The sequence below is a fragment of the Nonomuraea sp. NPDC048901 genome (genome assembly GCF_040649695.1).
Lineage (GTDB): Bacteria > Actinomycetota > Actinomycetes > Streptosporangiales > Streptosporangiaceae > Nonomuraea.
In genome coordinates this window covers 1-24,661 of the sequence record NZ_JBEZFW010000045.1, presented here as the reverse complement: position 1 = coordinate 24,661, position 24,661 = coordinate 1, and the positions used below count along the sequence as shown (strand labels likewise).

Sequence of the window (24,661 nt, the reverse complement as noted above, 5' to 3'; positions counted from 1 at the left end):
GCGCGCTGGTCACCGGCCCGCGCGTGGTCTTCGCCGACGAGCCGACCGGCGCGCTCGACTCGCTGGCCGGCGAACAGCTGATGGACGAGCTCACCTGTACGGCCCGCGCGGACGGCATCACCCTGGTGATCGTCACGCACGACAACCGGGTGGCCATGGTGGAGAAGGCCGATGCGGTCGCCGACCACGCTACGTTCGCGACCCAAGCCCACTCTGGCTCAAGCGATGCTGGAGCGAGTGCTGGCGACCCACAGCGCCCCCGCCCAGTGGGTGACCGCGGACGAGGCCCGCGGCCAGGACCACAAGTTCCGCTCTACCTGGAGAAGCAGCAGGTCGGCCACGGATTCGAACCCTCCCCCCGCCTGCTTCACACTCACGTCGCCCGGACCACTACTTCTCCCTGACAGCCGGCGCCCACCCAAAGGGCAACCCACGCACCCCATACCAGCCCTGGTCAGAGCCACCCAAGCACAGTGGTACCGACCGCCGCCGGGCTGTTCAAGGTAGTCGCAAAAGGTGACGAATACCACCACATCTCCTTGAGTGCGGCCATGCGGACTGCCCTATCTTTGTACTGACTGGTCAGTTTAAAGAGGGGTGGTTGCGGTGATCATTGCGGAAGGGCTGGCGATCGAGGGGGTGTACCCGGAGGTCTCGTTGAAGGCCAGGGCGGGCACGCTCACGGTGGTCGCGGGTTCGGCGGGAAGTGGGCGCACGAGCCTGCTGCTGACGCTGGCCGGGCGGATGAAGCCCACGAAAGGCGCCCTGAACGTCGCAGGGCACGCCAGGCGACGCGCCATCCGCAAAGCCGTGGCGTTGGCGCTGATCGACGGCGTGACGGATCTGGACCGGTCGCTGACGGTCGGGGAACACCTGCGGGAGCGGCGACGTCGGCCGTACCAGGAGATTCTTGAGCGGGTCGGGCTGGCGGGCCAGGAGCGAGTGCTGGTGCGGGAGCTGGATCGGGAGCAACACGTGCGGCTGGGTGCCGCACTGGCGCTGCTGGAAGAACCCAAGGTGATCGTCGCTGACAACGTGGACGCGGGTCTGCCAGTCGAGCGGCAGCAGGCGCTGTGGAACCTGCTGCGCGAGCTGGACCACGCGGTGGTGGCCTCATGCGTGACGCCTCCCGCCCGCTTCGACCAGTTGGTGGAGCTGTCGTGAAGGGCATGTTGCGGTCGCGGCTGACGAGGGCGGCGCTGGCGGCAGTGGTGGTGCTGCCACTCCTGTACGCAGGCCTGTATCTGTGGTCGTTCTGGGACCCGCAGGGCAATCTGGACCGCGTACCGGTCGCCTTGGTCGTCGAGGACCAACCTGCCCAAGCCGCCGGCAAGACCCTGCACGCGGGCCGCGACCTGGCCGGCGAGCTGCTGAAGCGCGACGTGCTCGGCTGGCACGAGTCCACCGCGAAGCAGGCGGCCGACGGGGTGGCGGACGGCACGTTCTATCTGTCGCTGACCGTGCCCGCCGATTTCAGTGCCAAGCTGGCCTCACCCGGCGACGACGACGCCGTACCGAGCCCGGCGCGGCTCGGCCTGCGCGTGGACACGGGCCGCAGCTACATCATGGGCAGCATCTCGGACGCGGTGTTCAACGAGGTACGGGCGGCGGCCGAGCGTACGGCGATCCACGACTACTTCGACAACGTCTTCGTCTCGATCGGCGACATCCACGACAAGACCGCGGAGGCCGCCAAGGGCGCGGACAAGCTGCACGACGGCGTCGTGCGGCTCGGTGACGGCGTCTCGCAACTCAGCAGCGGCCTGGGCACGGCCGAGAGCGGCGCCCGGCAGCTCTCGGCCGGCCTGAACACCGCCAACTCCGCCACGGGCCGACTGAGTGATGGCTCGGCCCAGGTCACGCAGGGCCTCACGCAGGCGCAGCAGGGGATCGGGCACCTGCGCGACGGCCTGCACAAACTCCATACGGAAGGAACTTCTCCCCTCAGTTCCGGAGCGAGGCAGGCATACCAGCAGGTTCACGCTCGGACTCGCACGGTCAACCAGCTCGCCGACGCGTACGTCCCCGTGCTGGACGAATGGGGCCCCAAGATCTCCCAGGCCGCCGAGGCGGTCGCCGCCGCCGCCGACAAGGTCGCCGACAGCGGGTTGGCGACCGGCGCGACGCAGGCGAGCGCGGCGGCCGACAGCGTTCGCGAGGCGAACGCCCAGGCGGGAAGCGCGGCCGACAGCGCCAGGGAGGCGAGCTCGCAGGCTCAGGCCGCGCTCGACCGCCTTGGCGCGGACGCCGACCCCGAGGTGCGCGGCCTACTGCGGAACGCGGCAGCCGCCGCCCGCCGGGCCGCCACTCATGCGGGCCAAGCCCAGGACGCCGCCCGGACCGGCGACAGCGGCGGTGTCGGCAGCGGTGCGGGAACCGGGACCGACGGCGTCGCGGACCTGCAAAACCAGGCGCGGGAGCTGGCGAAGCAGGCTCGCAAGATCGCGGCTGCGGCGCCCCGACTCGGCTCCAGGCTGGACCAGGCCAGAAACCAGCTCAATGCCCTGGACACCGGCCTGGGCAAGCTGGCCGACGGTGCCGCGAAGGTGAACTCGAGTCTGGGCACGGCCGCGACCGGCGCGGACCGGCTCTATCAGGGCGCGACCCAGCTGGCCGACGGTTCCCGCCAGGTCACGAACGGCATCGGCCGCCTGGGCGGCGGGCTGGTCAGGCTGAGCGACGGCGCGAGCGCGCTGAGCACCGGTGTGGACCGGCTCCACGACGGAGCAGGCCAGGCGGACAAGGGCGCGACCAAGCTCGCCGAGGGATCGAAGAAGCTGTCAGGCGGGCTCGGCGACGGCACCGCCCGGATTCCCGACTACGACAAGGGGCAGCGCGACGACCGCGCGGACGTGATGAGCGATCCGGTCCGGCTGGCCAAGACCGTTGACAACGAGGTGCCCAACTACGGCACCGGCTTCGCGCCGTTCTTCCTGCCGCTGGCGCTCTGGGTCGGTGCGATGATCGCGTTCATGGTCCTGAAGCCGCTGAACCAGCGGCGGCTGGCGGGCACGACGGGCGCGGTGCGGATCGCGCTGGCGGGCTGGCTGCCGGCGGCGGTGCTCGGGGCTGCGCAGGTGGGCGTGCTGGTGGCGGTCCTGCGGTTCGGGCTCGGGCTGGAGGCGGCGCACTGGGCCGGGCTCATCGGGCTGCTCCTGCTCGCGGCCGCCGCGTTCATGGCGGTCGTGCAGGCGGTGAACGCGCTGCTCGGCCCGCCCGGGCGGGTGGCCGCGCTGGCGCTGCTGATGCTGCAGCTCACCTCGGCGGCCGGGACGTATCCCATCGAGACGTCGCCTGGGTTCTTCCAGACGATCTCGCCGTGGCTGCCGATGAGCTGGGTGGTATCGGCGCTGCGCAGGTTGATCAGCGGTGGCGATCCCACCGTGGTGTGGCAGGCTTGCGGCGTGCTGTCAGTTTTCCTCGTGCTTGGGCTCGCGCTCACCGCGCTCGCCGTTGAGCGCGGCCGCATCTGGTCCGTCCAGCGCCTGCACCCGCAGCTGGCGCTGTGACCGAACGAAACGAGCGCACCGCCAGGCGCGGGAACAGGCAGGACACCCGGCAGAAGGTGTTCAGGGCGGCTGTGGAGCTGATCGCCGAGCATGGGTACGCGGCCACCACGGTCGACGCCATCGCCGAGCGGGCCGGGGTGGCCAAGGGCACCGTGTTCTACAACTTCGGCAGCAAGGAGGGGCTGTTCGAGGCGCTGCTGGAGCACTCGATCAGCATGCTCGCCGAGGCGCTGGCCGAGGCCGACACCGGGGAGAGCGCGCTGGACGCGCTCGACTCGGTGGTGCTCGGCCAGCTCAGGTTCTTCGAGGAGCACGGGGCCTTCGCCCGGGTGCTGCTGGCCGAGATGTGGCGGACGGTGTGGCAGGAGGCAGTGGCGCTGCTGCGCCAGAGCGCACTCGGCGTTTACGCGAGCGTGCTGCGCAGGGCCGCCGCGAACGGCGAGATCCGGGCGGACCTGGACGTGGAGACGGCGGCGACGGCCGTGTTCGGCATGGTCCTGACGGTCGCCATCGAGCGCCGCGCGCTGTATCCGGACCGGCCACTCGAGCGGACTCACGCGACACTGGTCGAACTCCTGCACGGCCGCATCAACTAAGTCTTACCGCCTGCGCGAGCTGACGGCCTGGTAGGCCGTCAGCTCGCTGCCCGTACCGGTAACGCCTCAGCCGGCGTGTTGCCGCAGCAGCTCATCGATCTGCTCCATCTGAGCCTGGGCCAGCGGCCCGTGCCGCAGCGCGCCGGCGTTCTGCTCGGCCTGGTCGGCCGTCCTGATGCCGGGGATCGGCACCGTGCGCCCGCTGCGGGCCAGCAGCCAGCCGAGGGCGCCTTGGGCGAGGGTCCGCCCGTCCGAGGTCAGAATGTCGCGGATCGCGTCCAGCATGGCGAGGAACTCCGGGGCGGGCCGGCCGTCCTTGAAGAAGGTCATCCACTGCGGAGAATCGCCGCGTACGTCGTCCATCGGCAGCCGCGAGTCCCGGCCGTACTTGCCGGTGAGCAGCCCCATCGCCAGCGGCCCCCGGTTGACGGAGGCGAGCTCGTGGGTGTCGCACACCGCCAGCATCGCCGGGGCGTCGTGCAGGACGTTGAGGTCATGCTGCACGGCGGCGCAGTGCGGCCCCTTCGCGAACGCGGCCGCCCGTTCGGGGTCGTTGGTGCTCCAGCCGTAGGCCCGGATCAGGCCCTCCTCGACGAGCTCCTCCAGCGTGGCGATCATCTCGTCCACCCGCTCCGGCGGCGCGTCCCCGACGTGCAGCTGGTAGAGGTCGATGTGATCGGTTCCCAGCCGCTCCAGCGACGCCCGGCAGGCTCGCCGGATGTATCCGGGCGAGGTGTCCTCGCCGGTGAGCGTCCGCGTCGCCGCGTCGAAGGTGAGGCCGAACTTGGTCGCGATCACGACCTCGTCCCACTGGCCGGACAGCGCTCTCCCGAGCACCCGCTCGCTGTGTCCGGTGCCGTAGACGTCGGCCGTGTCGAAGAAAGTGACCCCCAGGTCCAGCGCCCGGCGCACGGCCGCCACTGACTCCTCGTCGTCCACCTGACCCCATCCGGCCGGCTTGCCACGGGCCATGAAGGGTCCGCCGATCGCCCATGCCCCGAACCCGATCGCACTCACCCGCAGGCCGCTACGTCCCAAGATCCGGAATGAATCATTCATCTCGTACTCTTCCTGACTTCGCGGAAATGGCAACAGGGAAGACGCTGCCAGCTGGAGTGGACTCCAGGTCAAGTACGTCGATCATCGGTCTCCTTCGAGCCGGTGCTTCCGCCGGCGGGGGAAGCGCGCGAACCGGCGCTAGACGCCGGCCTGTGCCAGGACGTTCGCGAGTCCGGACGCGTCCAGCTGGGTCGAGACGTACCAGGCGCTGCCCGCGCCTGCCTGGTGCCGGGTGACCGCCGGGCCGCCGCCGGCGTAGGTCACGACCGCCGTGGCGCCGGTCAACTGGACGGTCTCGCTCCAGAAGGCGCCGGCCGTCCCGTCGGACAGTGCGACGGGGCCGGTCAGGGGACGGAACTCCTCGACGCGGACGCCGAGCAAGTCGCGCAGCGCGCCGGGATAGCCGCCCAGCCGGACGCGGGTGTCGGGGTCGGCGATGCCGCTGAAGTACGACACGATCAAGGTGCCCCCGCCCTCGACGTACGCGGTGAGGTTGGCGACGGCCTCGTCAGAGATCAGGTACAGGGACGGCATCAGCACCACCCGATAGCGCGAAATATCGTGAGAAGGGTGGACGAAGTCCGTGGCGAGGCCCTGCTGCCACAGCACCCGGTGCGTCTGCTCCACCGACGCGCGGAAGTCCAGCCCGGTCACGGGCAGGGCCGGGTTCCGCAGGGCCCAGGCGGCCTCGTCGTCCCAGAGAATGGCCACCTCGGCCTCGGCGCGCTCCGCGGGCGGAAGGGCGCTGAGCGTCCGGCCCAGGTCAGCGATCTCGCGGAAGATCCGGCTGTCGGCGCCCGCGTGCGGGACCATGCCCTGGCACCACTGCTCCGCCCCGCCCTGGGAGGCGCGCCACTGGAAGTGCAGCACTCCGGTGGCCCCGCGGGCCGCGTACTCGAGGCTGCGCCGCGTGTGCTCTCCCGGCTCCAGCGGGAGCGTCCCATCAGGGGTGTACATGACCGCGACGCCCTGCTCCATCAGCAGCCACGGCTTCCCGCGCGCCCAGGAGCGGGCCAGGTCGGAGGCGAACGCGACCTGGGCCAGCCCGCCGTCGCCGGGCTCGTCGGTGTAGTGGTCGATGCCCACGAGATCGACCTCGGCCGACCATTTCCAGTGGTCCAGCGGCGTCCACCCCGCCATGACGTAATTGGTGGTCACCGGTTGCCGCCCATGGACGCGCAGGATGTCACGCTGCTCGCGGTAGTGGGCGAGCAGCGCGTCGGAGCAGAAGCGGCGGTAGTCCAGCAGGTGGGCGGGGTTCGACCGGTATTGGGTGGTCCGTGGTGGCATGATCTGCTCCCACGCCGAGTAGTGCTGGCTCCAGAACGCCGTGGTCCACGCGTCGTTGAGCGCGTCGAGGGACTTGTGCCGGTCACGCAGCCAGGCGCGGAAGGCCGTCGCGCAGTGATCGCAGTGGCAGGTCGTGCCGTACTCGTTGTGCACGTGCCACATGGCCGTCGCCGGATGGGCGCCGTACCGCTCGGCGAGCGCCGTCGCGATGCGGCGCGAGGCCACCCGGTACGCGGGCGCGTTGACGCAGTACGTGTCACGACTGCCATGGGTGAGCCGGGTCCCGTCGGCCCGCACCGGCATCGCGTCGGGATGGGCCAAGCCGAACCAGGGCGGCGGGGAGGCCGTCGGGGTCGCCAGGTTGACCTGGATGTCGTTGGCGTGCAGCAGGTCCATGACGCGATCGAGCCAGCCGAAGTCGTAGACGCCCTCCGACGGCTCAAGCCGGGCCCAGGAGAAGACCCCCACGGTGGCGAGGTTGACCTTCGCCTCCCGCATCAGCCGGACGTCCTCCAGCCAGACATCCTCTGGCCACTGTTCGGGGTTGTAGTCTCCGCCGAAATACATGTTCTCTCCAACTGGGGGTGTCACGGCCGCTGATCAGTCGCTGCCGGTTACGAAACTCTGGATGGCCACGACCGCGCCGCCACGGGCCCATTCGCGAAAGTCGTCCACTTCGATCAGCACGTCGACCGAGTTCACCCGGCCGCGCCGGTTCGCGCTGAGCGCCCGGTCGAGACCGTCCTTGGCGACGCGGGCCAGCTCCACGCCCTCACCGGCCACGATCACCGTCTTGACCATGGAGAACGTCGCGACGTGGGCGATGAGCCTGCCGAGCGCGTCCGCGGCTTCGGCGACGACGCCGAGGCACACCTTGTCCCCTTCCGTGGCCAGGCGCATCACCTCCTCGTATGTCACCGGCCGCCGCAGCCCCTGCCCGGCGGCGGTCACGATGGACTCGCTGGCCAGGTAGGCGGAGGCGCAGCCGCGGTGGCCGTCCCCGCACATCGGTCCGCCCGCGTTCAGCACCAGGTGGGCGAACATGCCGAGGTCCGACTCGGCCGCCGTCACCAGATGATCGTGTACGACCAAGGCGTAGCCGACTCCCGCCCCGATCGAGACGAGCGCGAAGTCGCGCAGCCCGCGGGCCGCCCCGAACCAGTGATGCTGGTGGCCCAGCGCCGCCACGTCGTTCTTGACCACGCACGGGATGCCCAGAGCCTGCTCCAGCAGTGACTTGAGCGGCACCTGCCGCCAGCCGAGAAACGACGAGTCGACCAGCCGTTCACCGCCGAGCTGGACCGCCGAGCGGGCGTCGCCGCCGAGCGTGACACCGGCCCCGACAGGCGTCCGCTCGCCGCCGGACAGCTCATCGAGCAGCCCCCTGATCTGGCGGCACACGGCCTGGGGGCGGTGGTCGGAGATCGGCTCGTCGCGGGCCGCGACGATCTGGGCGCGCAGGTCGGTGACGACCGCGTGGACGCGGTCCGCGGTCAGCTTGACGCCGAAGAAACAGTGCTCGCCCGCGGCCACGTCCAGCGGGCGGGTCGGGCGGCCGTTGACCGGGTCGTGGACCACGTCGCCTTCGACGAGGAGCCCGGCGTCGACCATGGGCTTGGTCAGCCGCGTCAAGCTGCCGGTGGACAGGCGCAGGGTCCTGGCCAGCGCGGTCCTGGACTGCGGACCGTGGATGATGAGCTCCTTGACGATGGAGCGTGCCGCGTCGGGCAAGACGTCCCACATGCCGCACCATCCTTGAGGCTCCACCCGCATCAGCGCCAGCCCTCTCACTTGATTTCGCGGCAAAGCTAGCATGTCCACTACGTCACAGCGTGTTCACATAACACGCAAGAAATCTGTGCACAAGTAGTGACATGGCTCTCACCTTCTCCCTAGGTTGGCTCTGTTACAAAGCCAGCCCGCTTTGTAGGAAGAAGGCACGAATGCGTATCACGAGGCTCGCCGGCTCGATCGCGGCGCTCAGCACGGCCGCCGTCCTCGCGGCCTGCTCATCGGGCACGTCCGGGAGCACGACGTCCGGGAGCGCCAGCACGCCGGCAGCGGCCAGTGGGCCGGTCACGCTGGAGTTCTGGTGCTGGGGCACCACTCAGAAGCCCAAGATCGAAGCGTTCAACAAGTCACACCCGGACATCCAGGTCAAGCACACCGACGTGGGAGGCGGCACGGACACCGCCGCCAAGCTGCTCACGGCGACCCGGGCGGGCAACGGCCCCGACGCCGCCTGCATCGAGTACGACACCCTGCCTTCCATGATCGTGGCCGGGGCGCTGGCCGACATCTCCGCCCACACCGGCGACGTCAAGACCGCCTTCAGCCCGGAAGTGTGGAACTTGACCAGCTTCGACGGCGCCGTGTACGGAGTGCCGCAGGATGTCGGCCCGATGGTCCTGGTCTACAACAAGAAACGCTTCCAGGAGCTGAAGATCGAGCCGCCGGCCACGTGGCAGGACTTCGCGAAGGTCGCGGCGGACGTACGCAAGAAGGACCCGGAGACCTACCTCGCGTCCTTCGCACCCGCGGAGTTCGGCAACTTCGCCGGGCTGGCCCAGCAGGCCGGCGCGTCCTGGTGGAAGGTCCAGGACCAGACGTGGACCGTGGGGATCGCCGACCAGGCCTCCCTCGCGGTGGCCGACTTCTGGCAGGGGCTCATCGACAAGGACCTCGTCAAGGCCGAGCCGCTGCTCACCCCGGAGTGGAACAACAAGCTGAACAAGGGCAAGATCCTCACCTGGCCGAGCGCGCTGTGGGCGCCGGGCGTGCTCTACGGCATCGCGGAGAAGCAGGCGGGCGACTGGGCCATCGCGCCACTCCCTCAGTGGAAGGAGGGCGACGACCGGGTGGCCTTCCAGGGCGGGTCCGCGCTGACCGTCACGAAGACCTCCAAGCACGCCGAGGCCGCGGCCACGTTCGCCAAGTGGATGAACACCGACAAGGCGGCGAACGCTGTCCAGATCGAGCTGGGCGAGTACCCGGCGTCGCTGGCCGGGCAGCAGGCCGCGAGAACCAGCGCACCGCCCAAGCTGACGGCGAACCAGAAGGACTACTGGGACATCGCCACGAAGGCGGCTCAGCGCACGATTCCGCACATCAGCTGGGGCCCGAACGTCAGCACCGCCAGCAGCGCGTTCCAGGACGCCGTCGCCACCGCGGTCCGTGATCACACCCCACTGCGGGACGCGCTGACGAAGACGCAGAACCTCGTGGTGGCGGACATGAAGACCACCGGCTTCAAGGTCGCCGGCCCATGACCGCCCTGCCCAGGGCGGAGCGCAGGTCCCGGGCTCCTTATCTCTTCGTGGCGCCCGCCGTGCTGCTCTTCGTCGCCTTCCTGGCGGTCCCCATCGGCTACGCGATCTACCTCAGCGCGCGCGGCCTGAGGCTGACCGGCAAGGGCATCTTCGGCACGCGCGAAGAGGTCTTCGTCGGGCTCGACAACTACGTCAAGACGCTCACCGACCCCGGGTTCTTCGCCGGCTTCGGCCGGCTCGCGCTCTACGGCCTGATCAGCGTGCCGCTCACGCTCGGGCTGGCGCTGCTGTTCGCGCTGCTCCTCGACCACGCCGGGTCGCGGGCCAAGAGGTTCTCCCGCACGGCGATCTTCATCCCGTACGCCGTACCCGGCGTGACGGCTTCGCTGCTGTGGGGCTTCATGTACCTGCCCTCGACCAGCCCGTTCAGCTACCTGACCCGGGAGCTGGGGCTGGGCGAGATCCCGTTTCTCGGGGCGGGCGGCATCTACCCGTCGCTGGCCAACATCGCGGTGTGGGGCGGCGTCGGTTTCAACATGATCATCATCTTCACGTCGCTGCGCGGCATCCCGTCGGAGCTGTACGACGCGGCGCGCATCGACGGCGCCTCCGAATGGCAGATCGCCTGGCGGGTCAAGATCCCGCTGGTGGCGCCGGCCCTCGTGCTCACCGGGTTGTTCTCGCTGATCGGAACGCTGCAGGTGTACGGCGAGCCGACCACCGTGAAACCGATGACGCCGGAGATCTCCGGGGACTGGGTGCCCTTGATGCACATCTACCGCGACGCCTTCGTCCGCGACGACCTGGCGCTGGCCTCGGCCGCCTCCGTCCTGCTGGCGGTGGGCACGCTCGTGGTCTCGGTCGTGCTCCTGAAGGTCACCCAGAAGCGCGCGTTCGGAGGGATGCAATGAGTGCCGCCAACAGCGTGCTCACGCACCGGCGCGCCCAGATCCTGCCCACCATCGTCCTGCTCCTCGGCTCGATCTACTGCCTGGTGCCGGTCGCCTGGGTGCTCGTGGCCTCGACCAAGTCGAGCGGCGAGCTGTTCTCGACGTTCACCTTCGCGCCGGGGACGGGCCTGCTGGACAACCTGCGCGACCTGTTCACCTACGGGAACGGCCTCTACCTGCGGTGGACGGCCAACAGCGCCCTGTACGCGATCGCCGGCGCCGCGGCCTCGACCCTGATCTCGGCGCTGGCCGGGTATGCCATGGCCAAGTACGAGTTCCGCGGCCGGAGCCTGCTGTTCTACGCCATCCTGGCCGGCGTCCTCGTGCCCGGCATGACGCTGGCCATCCCGCAATATCTGATCATGTCCGAGCTCGATCTGGTGGGCGGCTACTGGTCGGTCCTGCTGCCGAGCCTCATCTCCCCGTTCGGCATCTACCTGGCCAGGGTCTACGCGATGGCCTCCGTCCCGGACTCGACGATGGAGGCGGCCAGGATCGACGGAGCGAGCGAATATCGCATCTTCGGCTCGATCGGGCTGCCCATGATGGTGCCCGGCATGGTGACGATCTTCCTGCTGCAGTTCGTCGGGATCTGGAACAACTTCCTGCTGCCCTACATCATGCTGTCGGACGAGTCCAAATTCCCGATCACCGTGGGCCTGTACACCGTGCTCAGCAAGGGTTCGGGCCAGCCCACCCTGTACGGCATCGCCATCGTGGGCGCCGCCGTGTCGGTGATCCCGCTCATCGTCCTCTTGCTGAGCCTGCAGCGCTTCTGGCGGCTGGACCTGCTCAGCGGAGGACTGAAAGGATGAAACCGCCGTCCATGGAGATTCTGCACTTCAGAGCCGCCGGCGTGTCCGTGGTGATCGAGTGTCCGCCCGATGCCCTGCCCGCGATCCTGCACTGGGGTCCGGACCTGGGCCCGCTCGAGGACGAGGCACTGGCCCACCTGGCGGCCGATCTCCGTCCGCGGCTCGACGTCAGCGTCGACGTGCCCGTACGGATCCCGCTGGTGCCCGAGGCGCGTACCGGCTGGATGGGCCTGCCCGGCCTGTCCGGGCATCACCAGGGACAGAGCTGGTCCCCCGCCTTCACCAGTGTCGCCTACCAGCGGACCGGGCAGACCCTCACCGCCACCGCCAGGGACGAGCACGCCCGCCTCGGCCTCACGATCACGATCGAGCTCGGCGACTCAGGCCTCCTGCGGGCCCGAGCGGACCTGCGCAACCAGTCCCGGTCCCCCTACACCCTGGACGCGCTCAACCTCGCCTTCCCCGTGCCCGGCACCACCACGGACCTCCTCGACCAGGCCGGGCGGTGGGCCAAGGAACGCATCCCGCAGCGCCGCCCCCTCACCACCGGCATCCACCTGCGCGAGAACCGCCGCGGCAGGACCGGCCCCGACGCCGCCACCGTCCTCTTCGCGGGCACCGCCGACCTCGGCTTCCGGCGCGGCGAGGCCTGGGGCCTGCACGTCGGCTTCAGCGGCAACCACCGCCACTACGCCGAGCGCACCTCCAGCGGCCGGACCATGCTGGGCGGCGGCGAGCTGCTGCTGCCCGGCGAGATCATCCTGGCGCCAGGTGAGAGCTATCGGAGCCCCTGGCTCTACGCCACTTACGGGCGCGGCCTGGACGCCGCGGCCCGCCGCTTCCACGAGCACCTGCGCGCCAGGCCCGCGCACCCGTCCGGGCCCCGGCCCGTGATGCTCAACACGTGGGAGGCCGTCTATTTCGAGCACGACCTCGACCGCCTGCTGGAGCTGGCCGGACGGGCCGCCAGGATCGGGGTCGAGCGGTTCGTGCTGGACGACGGCTGGTTCCACGGCCGCCGCGACGCCCGGGCCGGGCTCGGCGACTGGACCGTGGACGCCGCCGTCTGGCCGGACGGGCTGACGCCGCTGGTCAAGCGGGTCAGAGAGCTCGGCATGCAGTTCGGGCTCTGGTTCGAGCCAGAGATGATCAATCCGGACTCCGACCTGGCCCGCGCCCACCCCGGCTGGATCATGCAGACCGGCGACCGCCTGCCGCCGCTCGCCCGCGATCAGCAGGTGCTGGACCTGACCAACCCCGAGGCGTACGCGTACGTCAAGACGCGGCTGCTCGCCCTGATCCGCGAGTACGACCTCGACTTCATCAAGTGGGACCACAACCGCGACCTCGTGGACGCGGGCTCCACGGCGAGAGGCGGCCGGGCCGCCGTCCACGCCCAGACGCACACCGTCTACCGGCTGCTCGATGAGATCAGGGCCGAGCACCCGCGCCTGGAGATCGAGTCCTGCTCGGGCGGTGGCGGCCGGGTGGACCTCGGCATTCTTGAGCGTACCGACCGCGTTTGGGCCAGCGACTGCATCGACCCCGCGGAACGCCAGCAGATCATGCGCTGGACCGGGCAGCTGCTGCCGCCCGAGCTGATCGGCAGCCACATCGGCGCAGGCCGCTCCCACACCACCGGCCGCCGCCACGATCTCGCCTTCCGTGCCACCACCGCGTTCTTCGGCCACTACGGGATCGAATGGGACCTCACCACGCTCAGCGACGGCGAGCTGGACGACCTGGCTTCGTGGGTCGCCCTGCACAAAAGGCACCGCCACCTGCTGCACACGGGCGTGGTGGTCCGCCTGGATGACGCTCCCGAGAGCGTGCAGGCCCATGGCGTCGTCGCCGCCGACGCCTCCGAGGCCGTCTATGAGATCGCCATGCTGGACCGCCCGTCCACCTGGCCGCCGGGCCGGCTCCGGCTGCCCGGGCTCGACCCGGCGACCGTCTACTCGGTCCGCCCGCTCATGCCCGTGACCTCGCACGGGACCGCCCCGGCCTGGACGACCGGCGACTTCGCCCTGCCCGGCTCCGCGCTGGCCGGCTCGGGCATCGCCGTGCCGCCGCTGTTCCCCGACGAATCCGTGCTGGTCCACGTCGTCGCCAGGAGCCGCTGAGAAGGTCGCGGACAATCCCGAGCCGTCACCGGGCAGCGCCCCACTGCTCCTTCGGCCGGATGGCTACTGCGACTTCACCACCGGCACGCCCTCGCTCGCCTGCACCAGCACGAACCCCTGACCCTGGAAGGCGAGCTGCATGGCCTCACCGCTCCCCCGGCCGATCAGCGCACCGGCCTTCATCGTCCGGTTCACGCCGACGTGCAGCCCGGTGCTCCAGCAGACGGCCGACTGCCCGTCGGCGTACGTCGGCATGGCCGCCGCGTCCAGCAGCACCGGCGTGCCGTGCGTGGTGACCGCCACCCACCCGGTGCCGGTGAGCGTGGTGTTGAACAGGCCGCCCGCCGCGACGCCCGCGCCCTGCACCCGCTGGATGTCCCAGGTGAGCTGCGGCTGGAAGGCGAGCAGGTTGCGCCCGTTGACGGTCAGCCCTTCGTTCTCCAGGTAGAACAGGTGGATGTCGTCGGCATTGTCCGCGAGATAGAGCTGGCCCTGGCCGCGCACGCGCATCAGCGACGCGCCCTCACCTGTCACGGCCTTCTTGAGCAGCTTGCCGATGCCGCCCGCGCCCTCGTACTCGAAGTCCATCTGGCCCTGGAAGGCCACCATCGAGCCCTGCTTGGCCAGCACCTCGTGCGGGAGCTGGACCCGGAGCATCTTGCCGTTCGCCAGGGAGAAGCCGGCGGGAACCTGGCGCGGATCGAGGTTGTCGAAGACGGAGCTGCGCATGATCGGCCTTTCGGTGAAGAGGTCCCGCCAGCGTAGTGACTCCGGGTCAGGCCGGCGGCTCGTCGCCGAGCTCGCGCAGCGCCAGCTCGGCGTAGCCACGGAGGTCGCCGTGGTTGAACGCGATCTCCTCGTGCGCGGCGTCGTCGTGGCCGAGCCAGCCTCGCAGTTCCTCCGCGACCCGGGCGTCCGCCTCCGGGCCCCGCAGCCGGGCCTGCGCGATGGCCGCGCCCCAGCGCACCACGTCGCGGGGATCATCGAGAGCGGCGTCCAGCACGGTCGCCGTCTCGGATGCCAGGTCAGAGGCCGTCTCCTGCGGTGGCGTCACGCCGAGCAGGCCGATCGCGACCAGGGCGGTGGTGGCCACCGCCGGGTGCTCGTCGGCCGCCGCCCTGAGCAGCGGCGGCAGGCTGGCGGCCCGCTCCTCGGGGTACCAGGCCAGGGCGTAGGCTGCGGCGGCGCGCACCGGGGCGTCCGCGTCGGCGAGCAGGTCGCGGAACATCGGCAGTCCGGCGCCGACCGCGTCATACGCCATCAGCGCGAAGTACGCGAACAGCCGCTCTTCCTCGGCCGACTCAAGCGTCTGGAGGTACTGGAACAGGGCGACATCCTCGCCCCAGTCGTCGTCCTCGTCTTCGTCCTCTTCGTCCTCTTCGTCCTCATCCTCGTCGTCTTCATCCTCAACGTCCGTGAACTGCTTGCCGGCGGCCAGCAGCAGGTCCCCGCCCGCCGCCACGGCGCGATGGTCGTCGAGGGGATAGCCGGACGGCAGGAGCTGTTCCCCGTAGCCGATGGCCAGCTGCGTCAGCAGGTGCAGCACGGCCGGGCGGTCCGGCGTCTCGGGGTCGGCGACCAGTTCCAGCAGGAACGGCACCGCGTGGGCGCTCGCCTCGAAGCGGGTGCCCTGGTGGAAGATGTTCCCGTACAGGCTGTGCAGCGCCTTGTCCCGGATGCCGGGATCGGGAGAGCACAGGGCCCGGATCTGGTCCGGCACGTCCTTCGCGCGGCCGTAGGCGTGCGTCAGGTCGGCCCAGTCGATCGTGTCGAGACTCGCCAGCATGCGGACATGCTGGCATATGGCGCAGGCCGGTGTCCGGAAGTCCGTGACACCGCATCCTCTGGGGGCAGATGCCCAGTACGTACCGAGGACGTACAGGGAGGCATCATGCGGAGCAAGCAGTGGACCGTGCAGATCTACATCAGCGAGGACGACACCGATGAGCGCACGCTGGCCCGTGCGGTCCTGTCCGCCGAGGAGAGCGGGTGGCATGAGAGCGTCGGTGTGGCCAGGCGCAATCCCGAGGACCGTGCGGTGCCGGAGATCGGCGACGAGCTGGCCGCGGGGCGGGCGCTGATGGACCTGGCCGACAAGCTCCTGGGCGACGCCGCCGAGGACGTGGCCACGCTCGGCGGCCCGATCGAGGCCCGTTGACCACGCGTACGAAGACGCCCGGCGAGAAGCCCCACCGGTAGCCCGCCGGGCGCCTTCACGATCAGCCCTCCGAAGGCAGGAGCAGCCGGAACTCGGTCCGGCCCGGACGGCTCCGTACGTCCACCGAGCCGCCGTGCGCGGCCACCACGGCGCGGACGATCGCCAGCCCGAGCCCCGCACCTCCGGTGGCGCGTGACCGGCCCTGGTCGGCGCGGGAGAACCGCTCGAAGATCTCTTCCTCCAGCCCGGCCGGCACGCCGGGACCGTCGTCCACGACGGTGACCTCCACCGCGGCCGGCAGCCTCCGTACGGCCACGACGACCGTGGTGCCGTCAGGGGTGTGGACGCGGGCGTTGCTCAGCAGGCTCGCGATCACCTGGTGCAGCCGGAGCGCGTCGCCGGTCACCGTGACGGGGTCCTCTGGCAGCTCCAGCCGCCAGCGGTGGCCGGGCCCGGCGGCCCGCGCGTCGCCCGTGGCCTCGATGGCCAAGCGGGACAGGTCGACCTCCTCCCGGGCCAGCGGCCGTCCCGCGTCGAGCCGGGCCAGCAGGAGCAGCTCGTCGACCAGCTCGCTCATCCGCCCCGACTCGGCGTCGATCCTGCCGAGCGCGTGCCGTACGCCCTCCGCCATCGGCTCGTCGCCGCGCAGGGCGAGCTCGGCGTGCCCGCGGATCGCCGCCAGCGGCGTGCGCAGCTCGTGGCTGGCGTCGGCGGCGAAGGCGCGCAGCCGCTGCTCGACGGCGTGCCGACGGCCCAGAGCCGCCTCCACGTGGCCCAGCATGCGGTTGAAGGCGGCGCCGACCTGTCCCGTCTCGGTGCGCGGGTCGGTGTCGGGTACGCGTTCGGCGAGAGTCACCTCGCCGCTGGCCAGGGGTAGCTCGGCGACCTTGCGGGCCGTCGTGGCGATGCGTTGCAGGGGGCGCAGCGCCAGCCGTACCCACAGGGCGCCCGCGACACCCGTGACGGTCAGCGCGCCGGCGAACATCACCAGCTCGAACAGCCACAGGTGGTTCAGCGTCTCCTCGACCCCGTGCAGGGACAGCCCGGTGATCATGACGTCGCCGTCCCGGCCCGCGGCGGCGACGAGCCGGTAGTCGTCCAACCTGGACAGGTCCACGGTCTGCGGCGGCCCCCCGACCGGCAGCGCCGCCAGGATCGCCTCGTCGTCAGGGCTGAGGCCGGGGTGGGTGCCGTCCCGCTCCGACACCACCGCCGCATGGGTGACGCGCCCGTTGACCAGCCGCGCGCCGAACGTACCCCGCGCCTGTCCCCGCGTGTCCTCGCCGTGCTCCAGGCTGGCGGCGAACCGCGGGCCGTCGGCGGCGATCTGCTGGTCGACGCGGGCGAGCAGGAACCGCTCCATCGCCACCGACGTGGCGACGCCGACGGCCGCGCACGACAGCGCGAGGAGTACGAGCAGCCCGGCGATCAGCCGGGCCCTGAGCGTGCGAGGGACGAGGTTCACGGCTTGAGCACGTACCCGACGCCGCGCACGGTGTGGATCAGCGGCCGGCGGCCCGCGTCGATCTTCTTGCGCAGGTAGCTGATGTACAGCTCCACGACGTGAGCCTGGCCGCCGAAGTCATAGGACCAGACGTGGTCGAGGATCTGCGCCTTGCTGAGCACCCGGCGCGGGTTGCACATGAGCAGCCGCAGCAGCTCGAACTCGGTGGGCGTCAGCTCGACCGGCGTACCGGCCCTACTCACCTCTCTGGCCTCCTCGTCCATGGACAGGTCGGCCACGACGAGCCGGTCCTCGTTGCCGGGCCGCGCCATGCCCGCCCGGCGCAGCAGCCCGCGCAGCCGCGCGAGCACCTCGTCCAGGCTGAACGGCTTGGTCACGTAGTCGTCGCCGCCCGCCGTGATACCCGCGACCCGGTCCTCGACCGCGTCGCGCGCGGTCAGGAACAGTACGCACAGCTCGGGCCGCAGCGCCCGGAGCCAGTTCATGAGCTCCAGCCCGTTCAGGTCGGGCAGCATGACATCCAGGATCGCGGCGTCCGGCGCGAACTCCTCGGCCGCGCGGATCGCGGCGGCCCCGCTCGCCGCGGTGCGTACCTGCCAGCCTTCCTGGCACAGCGTCTTCTCCAGCACCTCGAGGAGGTCCGGCTCGTCGTCCACGACGAGCACGCGGATCGGTGTGCCGTCCGGGCGCAGCAGGCTGTTCATGTTCCCTCCTATTCGTCACAAAATACGAGGTTCTTCTGAGAATCCTCTGAAGAGCTCCGTTCATAGGGAAAACAGAGGTTCGCCAGGCACGGTCTACTCCCATGACCACTCTTCAAGCACCGGCTCGGGTCGCTGTCATGGCGCCGCCGCGCCGCCGCCTACGGCCCGAGCCCGTGCTGGCGGCCGTGGTGGCCGGCGCGGTCGCGGTCGTCGTCCTGTGGTGGCACGGCACGCCGTCCGTGGCGGGCCTGGACGGCTGGCTCACCGAGGCCGGCCGCGTCACGGGCCTGCTGTCCGGGTACGGCATGGCCGTGCTGCTCGGGCTGATGGCCCGCGTCCCGGCTCTGGAGCGCGGCGTGGGCAGCGACCGGCTGGCCCGCTGGCACGCCATGGGCGGCCGGTACGTCATCGGGCTGGTCACCGCGCACGTCCTGACGATCATCTGGGGGTACGCGGTCGCCGACCAGGCCGGGGTGGTGGACGAGGCGGTCACGATGGCGCTGTCCTTCCCCGACGTACTGAAGGCGACCGTGGCCTTCCTCCTGCTGCTCGGGGTGGCCCTGGTGTCGGCCCGCGCCGCCCGCCGCAGGCTGCGCTACGAGACCTGGTACTACCTGCACTTCTACACCTACCTGGCGGCCTGGCTGGCGTTCGGGCACCAACTGGCGACCGGCGCCCAGTTCACCGGCGATCAAGTGGCCCAGTTCGCCTGGTACGCCCTCTACCTCGGGGTGGCCGCGCTGCTGGTCTGGTACCGCTTCCTCGGCCCGGTCCGGGTGTGGGCGCGCCACCGGCTGCGGGTGGCCCACGTCAGCGCCGACGCGCCGGGGGTCGTCTCGATCCATCTCACCGGCCGGAGCCTGGCGCGGCTCGGCGCCGAGCCGGGCCAGTTCTTCCGGTGGCGCTTCCTGACCCGCGACCTGTGGTGGTCGGCCAACCCCTACTCGCTGTCCGCCGCGCCGGACCGTGGCGGGCTGCGCATCACGGTCAAGGCGCTGGGCGACCACAGCGCGGCGCTCGCCCGGCTGCGGCCGGGCACCCGGGTCATCGCCGAGGGGCCGTACGGCGGGTTCACCGCGCGTCTCGGCCGCGCTCGCAAGTCGGTGCTGATCGCCGGCGGCGTCGGCATCACCCCGCTGCGCACCCTGTTCGAGACACTGCCCGGGCAGGTGACCCTGCTCTACCGCGCTCGTACGCCGGAGGAACTGCTGTTCAGGGACGAACTGGAGGAGATCGCCAGAGCACGCGGGGACGCCAGGCTCTACTGCTCGGTCGGCCCGAGGTCCCCAGAGCTGTTCGCCGGGCTCGACCGCCTGCTCCCCGACCTGCGCGAGCACGACGCTTACGTGTGCGGGCCGCCCGAGATGACGCGGTCGGCGATCCAGGCGCTGCGGTCGGCGGCCATGCCCGCCCACCGGATCCATCACGAGTCTTTCGAGTTCTAGGGGTTCCCTCCATGAAAAGAGCGCTGCTCGCGGTGGTCACCACCGTCATCGGCCTGGTGCTGCTGCTGTCGTTCAAGCCGCACGACGTCACCGGGGCCACTCAACCACCCGCCGCCCTCGCCCAGACGTCCGCTCCCACTTCGGCTGAGGGATCCACGGGTGCCCGGACGGTCGACGGCGACGTGGCCGACACGCGCTGGGGACCCGTGCAGGTGCGGATCAGCGTCAGCGACGGCAAGATCTCCGACGTCCAGGTACTCCAGGCGCCGAACGAGAACCGGCGCGACGTCGAGATCAACGACAGGGCGCTGCCCGTACTCCAGGAGGAGGCCCTGACCGCCCAGAGCGCCCAGATCGACTCCGTCTCGGGCGCCACGTACACCAGCGACGGCTACACCCGCTCCCTGCAGAGCGCCATCGACCGGGCCGGGCTGTGACCCGCCACGTCGAGCACGCGATGGGGACCGTCTTCTCCTTCGACGTACGCGACGCCGACTCCAACGGCACCGCCGACGAGGCGGTGGCGCGGGCGGTCGCCTGGCTGCACCACGTGGACGCGGTCTTCTCCACCTACCGGCCGGACAGCGCGATCAGCCGCCTCGGCCGGGGCGAGATCGAGCTGTCCGCTTGCCCGCCCGAGGTGGCCCAAGTGCTCTCGCTGTGCGCCCAGACAGAACACGACACAAACGGATATTTCACCATGTACCCCGGTGGCCGCCTTGACCCGTCCGGCCTGGTGAAAGGGTGGGCGATCGAGGAGGCGTCCCGGATCCTGTCCGAGGCGGGGGCGCCCCGCCACTGCGTCAACGGCGGCGGCGACATCCAGCTCGGCCCCGACCCCTCACCGTGGCGGATCGGCATCGCGCACCCCGCCCGCCCCGGCGCCCTCTGCACCGTGGTCACCGGCCACGACCTGGCCATCGCCACCTCGGGCAACGCCGAGCGGGGCCCGCACATCCTCGACCCCCACACCGGGCGCGCCGCCGACGCGCTGCTGTCCATCACTCTTGTCGGCCCCCGCCTGACCGCCGTCGACGCCTTCGCGACGGCGGCGTTCGCGATGGGCGACACCGCCCGCGACTGGGTGGAGGAGACCTCCAACCTGGAGGCGTTCGCGGTGACCGCGAGCGGCGACACCTGGCGGACCAGAGGGTTTCCCACCCTCTAACCCCTCTCCTCGCCTCGCGGGTTGTGTTGGCGGCGCAAGCTGGTTTAAAGTACAAACCAGTTTGAGGCTAAGAGGAGTTGTCATGGTAGACGACGGTGAGCAAGCTCCCAGCCCGGAGGAGACTCTGCGCCTCATCGAGGAGCAGCGGGCCGCCACGGTGCGAAGATTCAGGGGCGATCCCCTGTTCCTGTACATCCCCTGGGGCGTCGCGTGGTTGGTCGGCTTCACCTGCTTCTTCCTGCACTACGGGCTCGACGGCAAGCCGTACGCGCCGATCTCCCAGACACAGGCGCTGGCCGTCCTGATGATCTCCATGGTGATCGCGGGCTCCCTGGCCGCGTACGAGATCACCAGGATGAACTCGGGCGTCCGGGGCGAGAGCTCGGCCAGGGGCACGATGTACGGCTACACGTGGTTCGCCGGGATGATGGTGATGTCAATCATCGCCATCCGGGTCAGCCCGATGCTGCCGGAGGCGGAGGCCGGCCTGGTCTGGTCGGGCGTCTCCATGCTGGTGGTGGGCGTCATGTACATGGCCGGCGGCGCGATCTTCCTGTACTGGCCGATGTTCTTCGTCGGCGTCGGCGTGACCGCCGTCAACGGCTTGGGCGTGCTGCTCGGCCCCGGCTGGCACGCGCTGCTGACGGCGGTGCTGCTCGGCTTCGGGCAGATCGTCGTGGGCCTGTGGTGGCGGCGGAGGCAGTGCCGGTGACGGCCGGTGACGTTCCGGAGCTCGATCCGGTGATCCACGCGCAGGCCAGGCTACGTGTCGTCGCGACGCTCAACGCGATGGGCGGGGGCGACGAGATCGCCTTCCCGGCGCTCAAGGATCTGCTCGGCATGACGGCCGGCAACCTCTCGGTCCACCTGACCAAGCTCGAGGAAGTCGGCTACGTCCAGATCACGAAGACGCACAAAGGCCGTACCCCGGTCACCTATGTCTCGCTCACCAAGCGCGGCCGGGTCGCCTTCGACGACTACACCAAGGCGATCCGCGCTCTACTCGACTCCGCAGGAGGCACTTCATGACCATCCTCGCCAGAACGGTGGAGGTCACCCGGCGCTACGGCGACGTGCTGGCGCTCGACCGCGTCTCGCTCGACATCAGGGCGGGAGAGCTGGTCGGCCTGCTCGGCCCGAACGGCGCGGGCAAGTCGACGCTGATCAACCTGTTCGTGGGCCTGCGCAAACAGACGTCCGGCACGGTCGAGCTGCTCGGTGGCTCCCCGCAGGATCCGGTGGTACGCCGAGGCATCGGGGTCACGCCGCAGGAGACGGGCCTGCCGGAATCGCTGAGGGTCGGCGAGATCGTCGACTTCGTCTCCGCCCATTACCCGAAAAAGGCCGATAAAGGGGAGTTACTCGCCCGGTTCGGCCTCGACGACCTGGTCAAGCGGCAGATCGGCGGCCTGTCCGGCGGCCAGAAGCGGCGGCTGGGCGTGGCGCTGGCCTTCGCCGGCAACCCGCGGATGGTCTTCCTCGACGAGCCGACCACCGGCCTCGACGTGGAGGCCAGGCGCGCGCTCTGGGACGGCGTCAAGGACTTCCATGAGAGCGGCGGCACGGTCCTGCTCACCAGCCACTACCTGGAGGAGATCGAGGCCCTGGCCCAGCGGGTCGTGGTCGTCGGTCACGGCCGGGTGCTGGCCGACGACACCGTGCGGGCCGTACGCGACATGGTGGGGGTGCGGCGCGTCTCGCTGGTCGCCGAGAACCTGCCCGAACTGCCCGGCGTGCTCGCCAGCGAGCGTACGGACGGCCGGATCAACCTGGTGACCACCGACCCCGACCGGCTGGTCGTCGAGCTGGTACGGAGCGGCACGCCGTTCTCCGGTCTGGAGATCAGGCCGACCTCGCTCGAGGAAGCCTTCCTCGCCATCACCGCTAAGGAGACCGAGCATGTCTAGCCTGATCCTGGCCCACACCCGCTATCTGATGCTGGAGCAGATCCGGGTGCCGATCGGCCTGGTCGCCAGCTCGTTCTTCCCGGCCGCGTCGATGCTGGCGTTCGTGGTGCCGTTCACGGGGGACGATCCGGTGGCCGCGACGCGGGCGACGGGGTCGATGATGCTGATCGGCGCCATGTCGGCCGCGCTCATGGGGCTCAGCATCACGGTCGCGCAGGACCGCGAGCTACCGTGGAACCCCTACGTACGTACGCTGCCCGCTGGACCGTTTCCCCGCTTCGCCGGGCGGATCCTCACGACGATGGCCTCGATGCTGGTGTCGACGATCCCGGTAGTGGTGATCGCGGCCCTGCTCACCAAGGCGACCATCACGGTGCCCAAGCTGCTGATCGGGCTGCTCGCCCTGCTCGGCGGGGCGGTGCCGTTCATGCTGATCGGGCTGTTCCTGGGCTTCGTGCTGGCCTCGAAGGCGGCCATCGGCGTGTCGCAGGTCGTGTTCTTCCCGATCGCGATCCTGGGCGGGCTGTTCCTGCCGCCGCAGATCATGCCGGACTTCGTGCAGAAGGTGTCGCCGTTCGTGCCGAGCCGTGGCGCCGGGGAGCTGATCTGGGCCGTGACGACGGGAACCTCGCCGAACATGGTCGCGGTGATCATGCTCGGCGTGTGGACCGTGATCGCGGCGCTGGCCGCGGGCTGGGCCTACCGGCGCGATGAGGGCCGCCGCTTCTCCTGACCCCTCCTCTGGTCCCTCCTCGAACGGGGGGTGTGCCGCCGAGTCCGCAGCGATCTCGACGGCACACCCGTCCGTGAGGGGGTCCGGTTATTTCTTCTCTTCGAGGGTGACGGAGACGTTACTCGACTTTCCGTCCCTCATATAAGTGATCTGAACCTGTTGGCCTACTTTGAAACCTCTGACCTGGCCAACAACTGTATCTCCGCCCTCCACCGGCGTGTTGCCGATCTTGGTGATGAGGTCGCCCTCCTTCAGTCCGGCCTTGTCGGCGGGGCTTCCGGAGGTGACCTGGCGGATCAGCGCGCCAGGCACGTCGCCGGTGGCGTCGGTGACACTCACGCCCAAGAACGCGTGAGTCACCTTGCCACCGCTGATGAGCTGGTCGGAGACCTGCTTGGCGGTGTTGACCGGGATGGCGAAGCCGACACCGATGTTGCCGCTGCTGCCGCCGTTGGTGGCGATGGCGCTGTTGATGCCGATCACCTGACCGGCCGCGTTGACCAGCGCGCCGCCGGAGTTGCCCGGGTTGATGGCCGCGTCGGTCTGGATGGCGTCGCCGAGCGTCGTCGCCCCGCTCTCCTGGCCCGGCTGCTGCTGCCGCTGCTGGCCCCAGCCGGGCGGAAGCTGCTGCTGCTGGTCCTGCTCGCCGCCGACGGTGACCGTGCGGTTGAGCGCGCTGACAATGCCCGCCGTGACGGACCCGTCGAGACCGAGCGGGCTGCCGATGGCCAGTACGGCGTCGCCGACCTGAAGCTGGTCGCTGTCGCCGAGCGAGGCCTTGGTCAGGCCCGAGACGCCGTCGGCCCTGATGACCGCGAGGTCGGTGGACGGGTCGGTGCCCACGACCGACGCCTTGGCCGTCTTGCCGTCGTTGAACTTGACGGTCATCTGCCCGCCCTGTCCGGCGCCGACGACCACGTGGTTGTTGGTGAGGATGAGCCCGTCGTCGGACAGCACCACGCCCGACCCCTCGCCGGTCTGCCCCTGGATCATCACGACCGAAGGCTGCACCTTCTGCGCGACCTGGGCCACGGTGAGCTGGTTGGAGGCCTGCTTGAAGACCGGGCTCGGCGCGGAGACGACTGTGGTGGGCTGGAACGCCGTGGCGGCGACGGCCCCCACTGCGCCACCCCCAACGGCCATGGCCGCCAGGGCGAGCCCGGCGATCGTCTTCCGCCCGACGGAGAAGCCCTGCCTGGGCGGCTTGGGAGGCGGAGGCTGGTTCATGATCACGGTCTCTCGCCGGGGAAAGCCCCCGGCGGAGGGCGGCTGGTCGCCGAACTGGCTCCAGCCGCCGGCGCCCTGCTCGCGAGGCTCGTTCGCGTTCATCGTCATCTCCTCAATTACCGATGACTCAAGAGTGCCAAGGAGCGCGTAAGTGCAGGTTAAGCCGGTGATCAGAACTGTATGAGAGGGTTGACGGCAGCTTTATCACCCCTGGTCGGGGGCCAACTACCCGGGTGGAATCTG

General features: G+C 70.3%; 23 protein-coding genes and 1 pseudogene. 16 read left to right on the top strand and 8 right to left on the bottom strand.

Annotated features, from left to right (window positions below):
* The 4 genes and pseudogenes from AB0C30_RS59255 to AB0C30_RS59240 all read left to right on the top strand — a co-directional run.
* Positions 1-404 (top strand): annotated as a pseudogene (locus AB0C30_RS59255) (hypothetical protein); the annotation flags it as partial.
* A gap of 202 nt (positions 405-606) precedes the next feature.
* The gene (locus AB0C30_RS59250) at positions 607-1,164 is read left to right on the top strand and encodes an ATP-binding cassette domain-containing protein (protein WP_357962399.1); all 558 of its coding nucleotides are present in this window, start codon (positions 607-609) and stop codon (positions 1,162-1,164) included.
* 5 nt (positions 1,165-1,169) lie between these two features.
* Positions 1,170-3,509, top strand: a complete 2,340-nt coding sequence (locus AB0C30_RS59245) for a YhgE/Pip domain-containing protein (protein ID WP_357962402.1) — start codon at positions 1,170-1,172, stop codon at positions 3,507-3,509.
* Positions 3,506-4,105 (top strand): TetR/AcrR family transcriptional regulator, encoded by a 600-nt coding sequence (locus AB0C30_RS59240; protein ID WP_357962396.1) that lies wholly within the window; start codon positions 3,506-3,508, stop codon positions 4,103-4,105. Before AB0C30_RS59245 ends, AB0C30_RS59240 begins: the two co-directional genes overlap by 4 nt.
* A gap of 66 nt (positions 4,106-4,171) precedes the next feature.
* On the opposite strand, the gene AB0C30_RS59235 is transcribed toward AB0C30_RS59240, so the two are convergent.
* The 3 genes from AB0C30_RS59235 to AB0C30_RS59225 form a co-directional block, all read right to left on the bottom strand.
* Positions 4,172-5,164, bottom strand: a complete 993-nt coding sequence (locus AB0C30_RS59235; protein ID WP_357962393.1) for an aldo/keto reductase — start codon at positions 5,162-5,164, stop codon at positions 4,172-4,174.
* Between the two features lie 138 nt (positions 5,165-5,302).
* Positions 5,303-7,021: a beta-galactosidase gene (locus tag AB0C30_RS59230; protein WP_357962390.1), complete on the bottom strand. Its 1,719-nt coding sequence runs from the start codon at positions 7,019-7,021 to the stop codon at positions 5,303-5,305.
* 33 nt (positions 7,022-7,054) lie between these two features.
* Positions 7,055-8,197, bottom strand: coding sequence for an ROK family transcriptional regulator (locus AB0C30_RS59225; RefSeq protein ID WP_357962388.1), 1,143 nt, complete (start codon positions 8,195-8,197; stop codon positions 7,055-7,057).
* A gap of 200 nt (positions 8,198-8,397) precedes the next feature.
* Here AB0C30_RS59225 and AB0C30_RS59220 point away from each other — a divergent pair, with 200 nt between their 5' ends.
* Genes AB0C30_RS59220 through AB0C30_RS59205 form a run of 4 tightly spaced genes read left to right on the top strand, consistent with a single transcriptional unit; the run spans position 8,398 to position 13,611 of the window.
* Entirely contained in the window at positions 8,398-9,723 is a 1,326-nt protein-coding gene (locus AB0C30_RS59220) for a sugar ABC transporter substrate-binding protein (protein ID WP_357962385.1), read from the top strand.
* Positions 9,720-10,634, top strand: coding sequence for a sugar ABC transporter permease (locus AB0C30_RS59215; protein WP_357962382.1), 915 nt, complete (start codon positions 9,720-9,722; stop codon positions 10,632-10,634). The genes AB0C30_RS59220 and AB0C30_RS59215 overlap by 4 nt, the downstream gene beginning before the upstream one ends.
* On the top strand, positions 10,631-11,488 hold the full coding sequence (locus tag AB0C30_RS59210; protein WP_357962379.1) for a carbohydrate ABC transporter permease: 858 nt from the start codon (positions 10,631-10,633) through the stop codon (positions 11,486-11,488). Before AB0C30_RS59215 ends, AB0C30_RS59210 begins: the two co-directional genes overlap by 4 nt.
* A gap of 11 nt (positions 11,489-11,499) precedes the next feature.
* Positions 11,500-13,611 carry an alpha-galactosidase gene (locus AB0C30_RS59205; protein ID WP_357962377.1) on the top strand — a complete coding sequence of 704 codons (2,112 nt, stop codon included), beginning with the start codon at positions 11,500-11,502 and terminating at the stop codon, positions 13,609-13,611.
* Between the two features lie 63 nt (positions 13,612-13,674).
* On the opposite strand, the gene AB0C30_RS59200 is transcribed toward AB0C30_RS59205, so the two are convergent.
* Entirely contained in the window at positions 13,675-14,340 is a 666-nt protein-coding gene (locus AB0C30_RS59200; protein ID WP_357962375.1) for an AIM24 family protein, read from the bottom strand.
* 46 nt (positions 14,341-14,386) lie between these two features.
* Positions 14,387-15,397, bottom strand: coding sequence for a HEAT repeat domain-containing protein (locus AB0C30_RS59195; protein ID WP_357962372.1), 1,011 nt, complete (start codon positions 15,395-15,397; stop codon positions 14,387-14,389).
* Positions 15,398-15,502: 105 nt separating this feature from the next.
* Here AB0C30_RS59195 and AB0C30_RS59190 point away from each other — a divergent pair, with 105 nt between their 5' ends.
* Complete coding sequence (locus AB0C30_RS59190; protein WP_357962369.1) at positions 15,503-15,769, top strand: DUF1876 domain-containing protein; 267 nt, start codon at positions 15,503-15,505, stop codon at positions 15,767-15,769.
* A gap of 61 nt (positions 15,770-15,830) precedes the next feature.
* Here AB0C30_RS59190 and AB0C30_RS59185 read toward each other — a convergent pair whose 3' ends face one another.
* Positions 15,831-17,234 carry a HAMP domain-containing sensor histidine kinase gene (locus AB0C30_RS59185; protein ID WP_357962366.1) on the bottom strand — a complete coding sequence of 468 codons (1,404 nt, stop codon included), beginning with the start codon at positions 17,232-17,234 and terminating at the stop codon, positions 15,831-15,833.
* The gene (locus AB0C30_RS59180; protein WP_357962363.1) at positions 17,231-17,938 is read right to left on the bottom strand and encodes a response regulator transcription factor; all 708 of its coding nucleotides are present in this window, start codon (positions 17,936-17,938) and stop codon (positions 17,231-17,233) included. The genes AB0C30_RS59185 and AB0C30_RS59180 overlap by 4 nt, the downstream gene beginning before the upstream one ends.
* A gap of 101 nt (positions 17,939-18,039) precedes the next feature.
* Between AB0C30_RS59180 and AB0C30_RS59175 the strand changes: the two genes are divergently transcribed.
* From AB0C30_RS59175 to AB0C30_RS59145, 7 genes are all read left to right on the top strand, one after another.
* Entirely contained in the window at positions 18,040-19,383 is a 1,344-nt protein-coding gene (locus AB0C30_RS59175; protein WP_357962360.1) for a ferredoxin reductase family protein, read from the top strand.
* Positions 19,384-19,394: 11 nt separating this feature from the next.
* Positions 19,395-19,820, top strand: coding sequence for an FMN-binding protein (locus AB0C30_RS59170; protein WP_357962357.1), 426 nt, complete (start codon positions 19,395-19,397; stop codon positions 19,818-19,820).
* A complete protein-coding gene (locus AB0C30_RS59165; protein WP_357962354.1) occupies positions 19,817-20,551 on the top strand; it encodes an FAD:protein FMN transferase in 735 nt (244 codons plus the stop codon). Before AB0C30_RS59170 ends, AB0C30_RS59165 begins: the two co-directional genes overlap by 4 nt.
* Positions 20,552-20,633: 82 nt before the next feature.
* Positions 20,634-21,263, top strand: a complete 630-nt coding sequence (locus tag AB0C30_RS59160; protein WP_357962351.1) for a hypothetical protein — start codon at positions 20,634-20,636, stop codon at positions 21,261-21,263.
* Complete coding sequence (locus AB0C30_RS59155) at positions 21,260-21,580, top strand: transcriptional regulator (protein WP_357962348.1); 321 nt, start codon at positions 21,260-21,262, stop codon at positions 21,578-21,580. The genes AB0C30_RS59160 and AB0C30_RS59155 overlap by 4 nt, the downstream gene beginning before the upstream one ends.
* Positions 21,577-22,458, top strand: a complete 882-nt coding sequence (locus AB0C30_RS59150; protein WP_357962345.1) for an ABC transporter ATP-binding protein — start codon at positions 21,577-21,579, stop codon at positions 22,456-22,458. Before AB0C30_RS59155 ends, AB0C30_RS59150 begins: the two co-directional genes overlap by 4 nt.
* Positions 22,451-23,191 (top strand): ABC transporter permease, encoded by a 741-nt coding sequence (locus AB0C30_RS59145; protein ID WP_357962343.1) that lies wholly within the window; start codon positions 22,451-22,453, stop codon positions 23,189-23,191. Before AB0C30_RS59150 ends, AB0C30_RS59145 begins: the two co-directional genes overlap by 8 nt.
* An 87-nt stretch (positions 23,192-23,278) precedes the next feature.
* Here the strand turns inward: AB0C30_RS59145 and AB0C30_RS59140 are convergent, their stop codons facing one another.
* On the bottom strand, positions 23,279-24,520 hold the full coding sequence (locus AB0C30_RS59140) for a trypsin-like peptidase domain-containing protein (protein ID WP_357962340.1): 1,242 nt from the start codon (positions 24,518-24,520) through the stop codon (positions 23,279-23,281).
* Between the last annotated feature and the right edge of the window lie 141 nt (positions 24,521-24,661).

Bases quoted from the DNA above. Each gene is read 5' to 3' on its own strand.
- AB0C30_RS59245 (WP_357962402.1), top strand. From the start codon at position 1,170: ATGTTGCGGTCGCGGCTGACGAGGGCGGCGCTGGCGGCAGTGGTGGTG.
- AB0C30_RS59235 (WP_357962393.1), bottom strand. From the start codon at position 5,164: ATGAATGATTCATTCCGGATCTTGGGACGTAGCGGCCTGCGGGTGAGT.
- AB0C30_RS59230 (WP_357962390.1), bottom strand. From the start codon at position 7,021: ATGTATTTCGGCGGAGACTACAACCCCGAACAGTGGCCAGAGGATGTC.
- AB0C30_RS59225 (WP_357962388.1), bottom strand. From the start codon at position 8,197: ATGTGGGACGTCTTGCCCGACGCGGCACGCTCCATCGTCAAGGAGCTC.
- AB0C30_RS59220 (WP_357962385.1), top strand. From the start codon at position 8,398: ATGCGTATCACGAGGCTCGCCGGCTCGATCGCGGCGCTCAGCACGGCC.
- AB0C30_RS59215 (WP_357962382.1), top strand. From the start codon at position 9,720: ATGACCGCCCTGCCCAGGGCGGAGCGCAGGTCCCGGGCTCCTTATCTC.
- AB0C30_RS59210 (WP_357962379.1), top strand. From the start codon at position 10,631: ATGAGTGCCGCCAACAGCGTGCTCACGCACCGGCGCGCCCAGATCCTG.
- AB0C30_RS59205 (WP_357962377.1), top strand. From the start codon at position 11,500: ATGGAGATTCTGCACTTCAGAGCCGCCGGCGTGTCCGTGGTGATCGAG.
- AB0C30_RS59200 (WP_357962375.1), bottom strand. From the start codon at position 14,340: ATGCGCAGCTCCGTCTTCGACAACCTCGATCCGCGCCAGGTTCCCGCC.
- AB0C30_RS59195 (WP_357962372.1), bottom strand. From the start codon at position 15,397: ATGCTGGCGAGTCTCGACACGATCGACTGGGCCGACCTGACGCACGCC.
- AB0C30_RS59190 (WP_357962369.1), top strand. From the start codon at position 15,503: ATGCGGAGCAAGCAGTGGACCGTGCAGATCTACATCAGCGAGGACGAC.
- AB0C30_RS59180 (WP_357962363.1), bottom strand. From the start codon at position 17,938: ATGAACAGCCTGCTGCGCCCGGACGGCACACCGATCCGCGTGCTCGTC.
- AB0C30_RS59175 (WP_357962360.1), top strand. From the start codon at position 18,040: ATGACCACTCTTCAAGCACCGGCTCGGGTCGCTGTCATGGCGCCGCCG.
- AB0C30_RS59170 (WP_357962357.1), top strand. From the start codon at position 19,395: ATGAAAAGAGCGCTGCTCGCGGTGGTCACCACCGTCATCGGCCTGGTG.
- AB0C30_RS59160 (WP_357962351.1), top strand. From the start codon at position 20,634: ATGGTAGACGACGGTGAGCAAGCTCCCAGCCCGGAGGAGACTCTGCGC.
- AB0C30_RS59150 (WP_357962345.1), top strand. From the start codon at position 21,577: ATGACCATCCTCGCCAGAACGGTGGAGGTCACCCGGCGCTACGGCGAC.
- AB0C30_RS59145 (WP_357962343.1), top strand. From the start codon at position 22,451: ATGTCTAGCCTGATCCTGGCCCACACCCGCTATCTGATGCTGGAGCAG.
- AB0C30_RS59140 (WP_357962340.1), bottom strand. From the start codon at position 24,520: ATGAACGCGAACGAGCCTCGCGAGCAGGGCGCCGGCGGCTGGAGCCAG.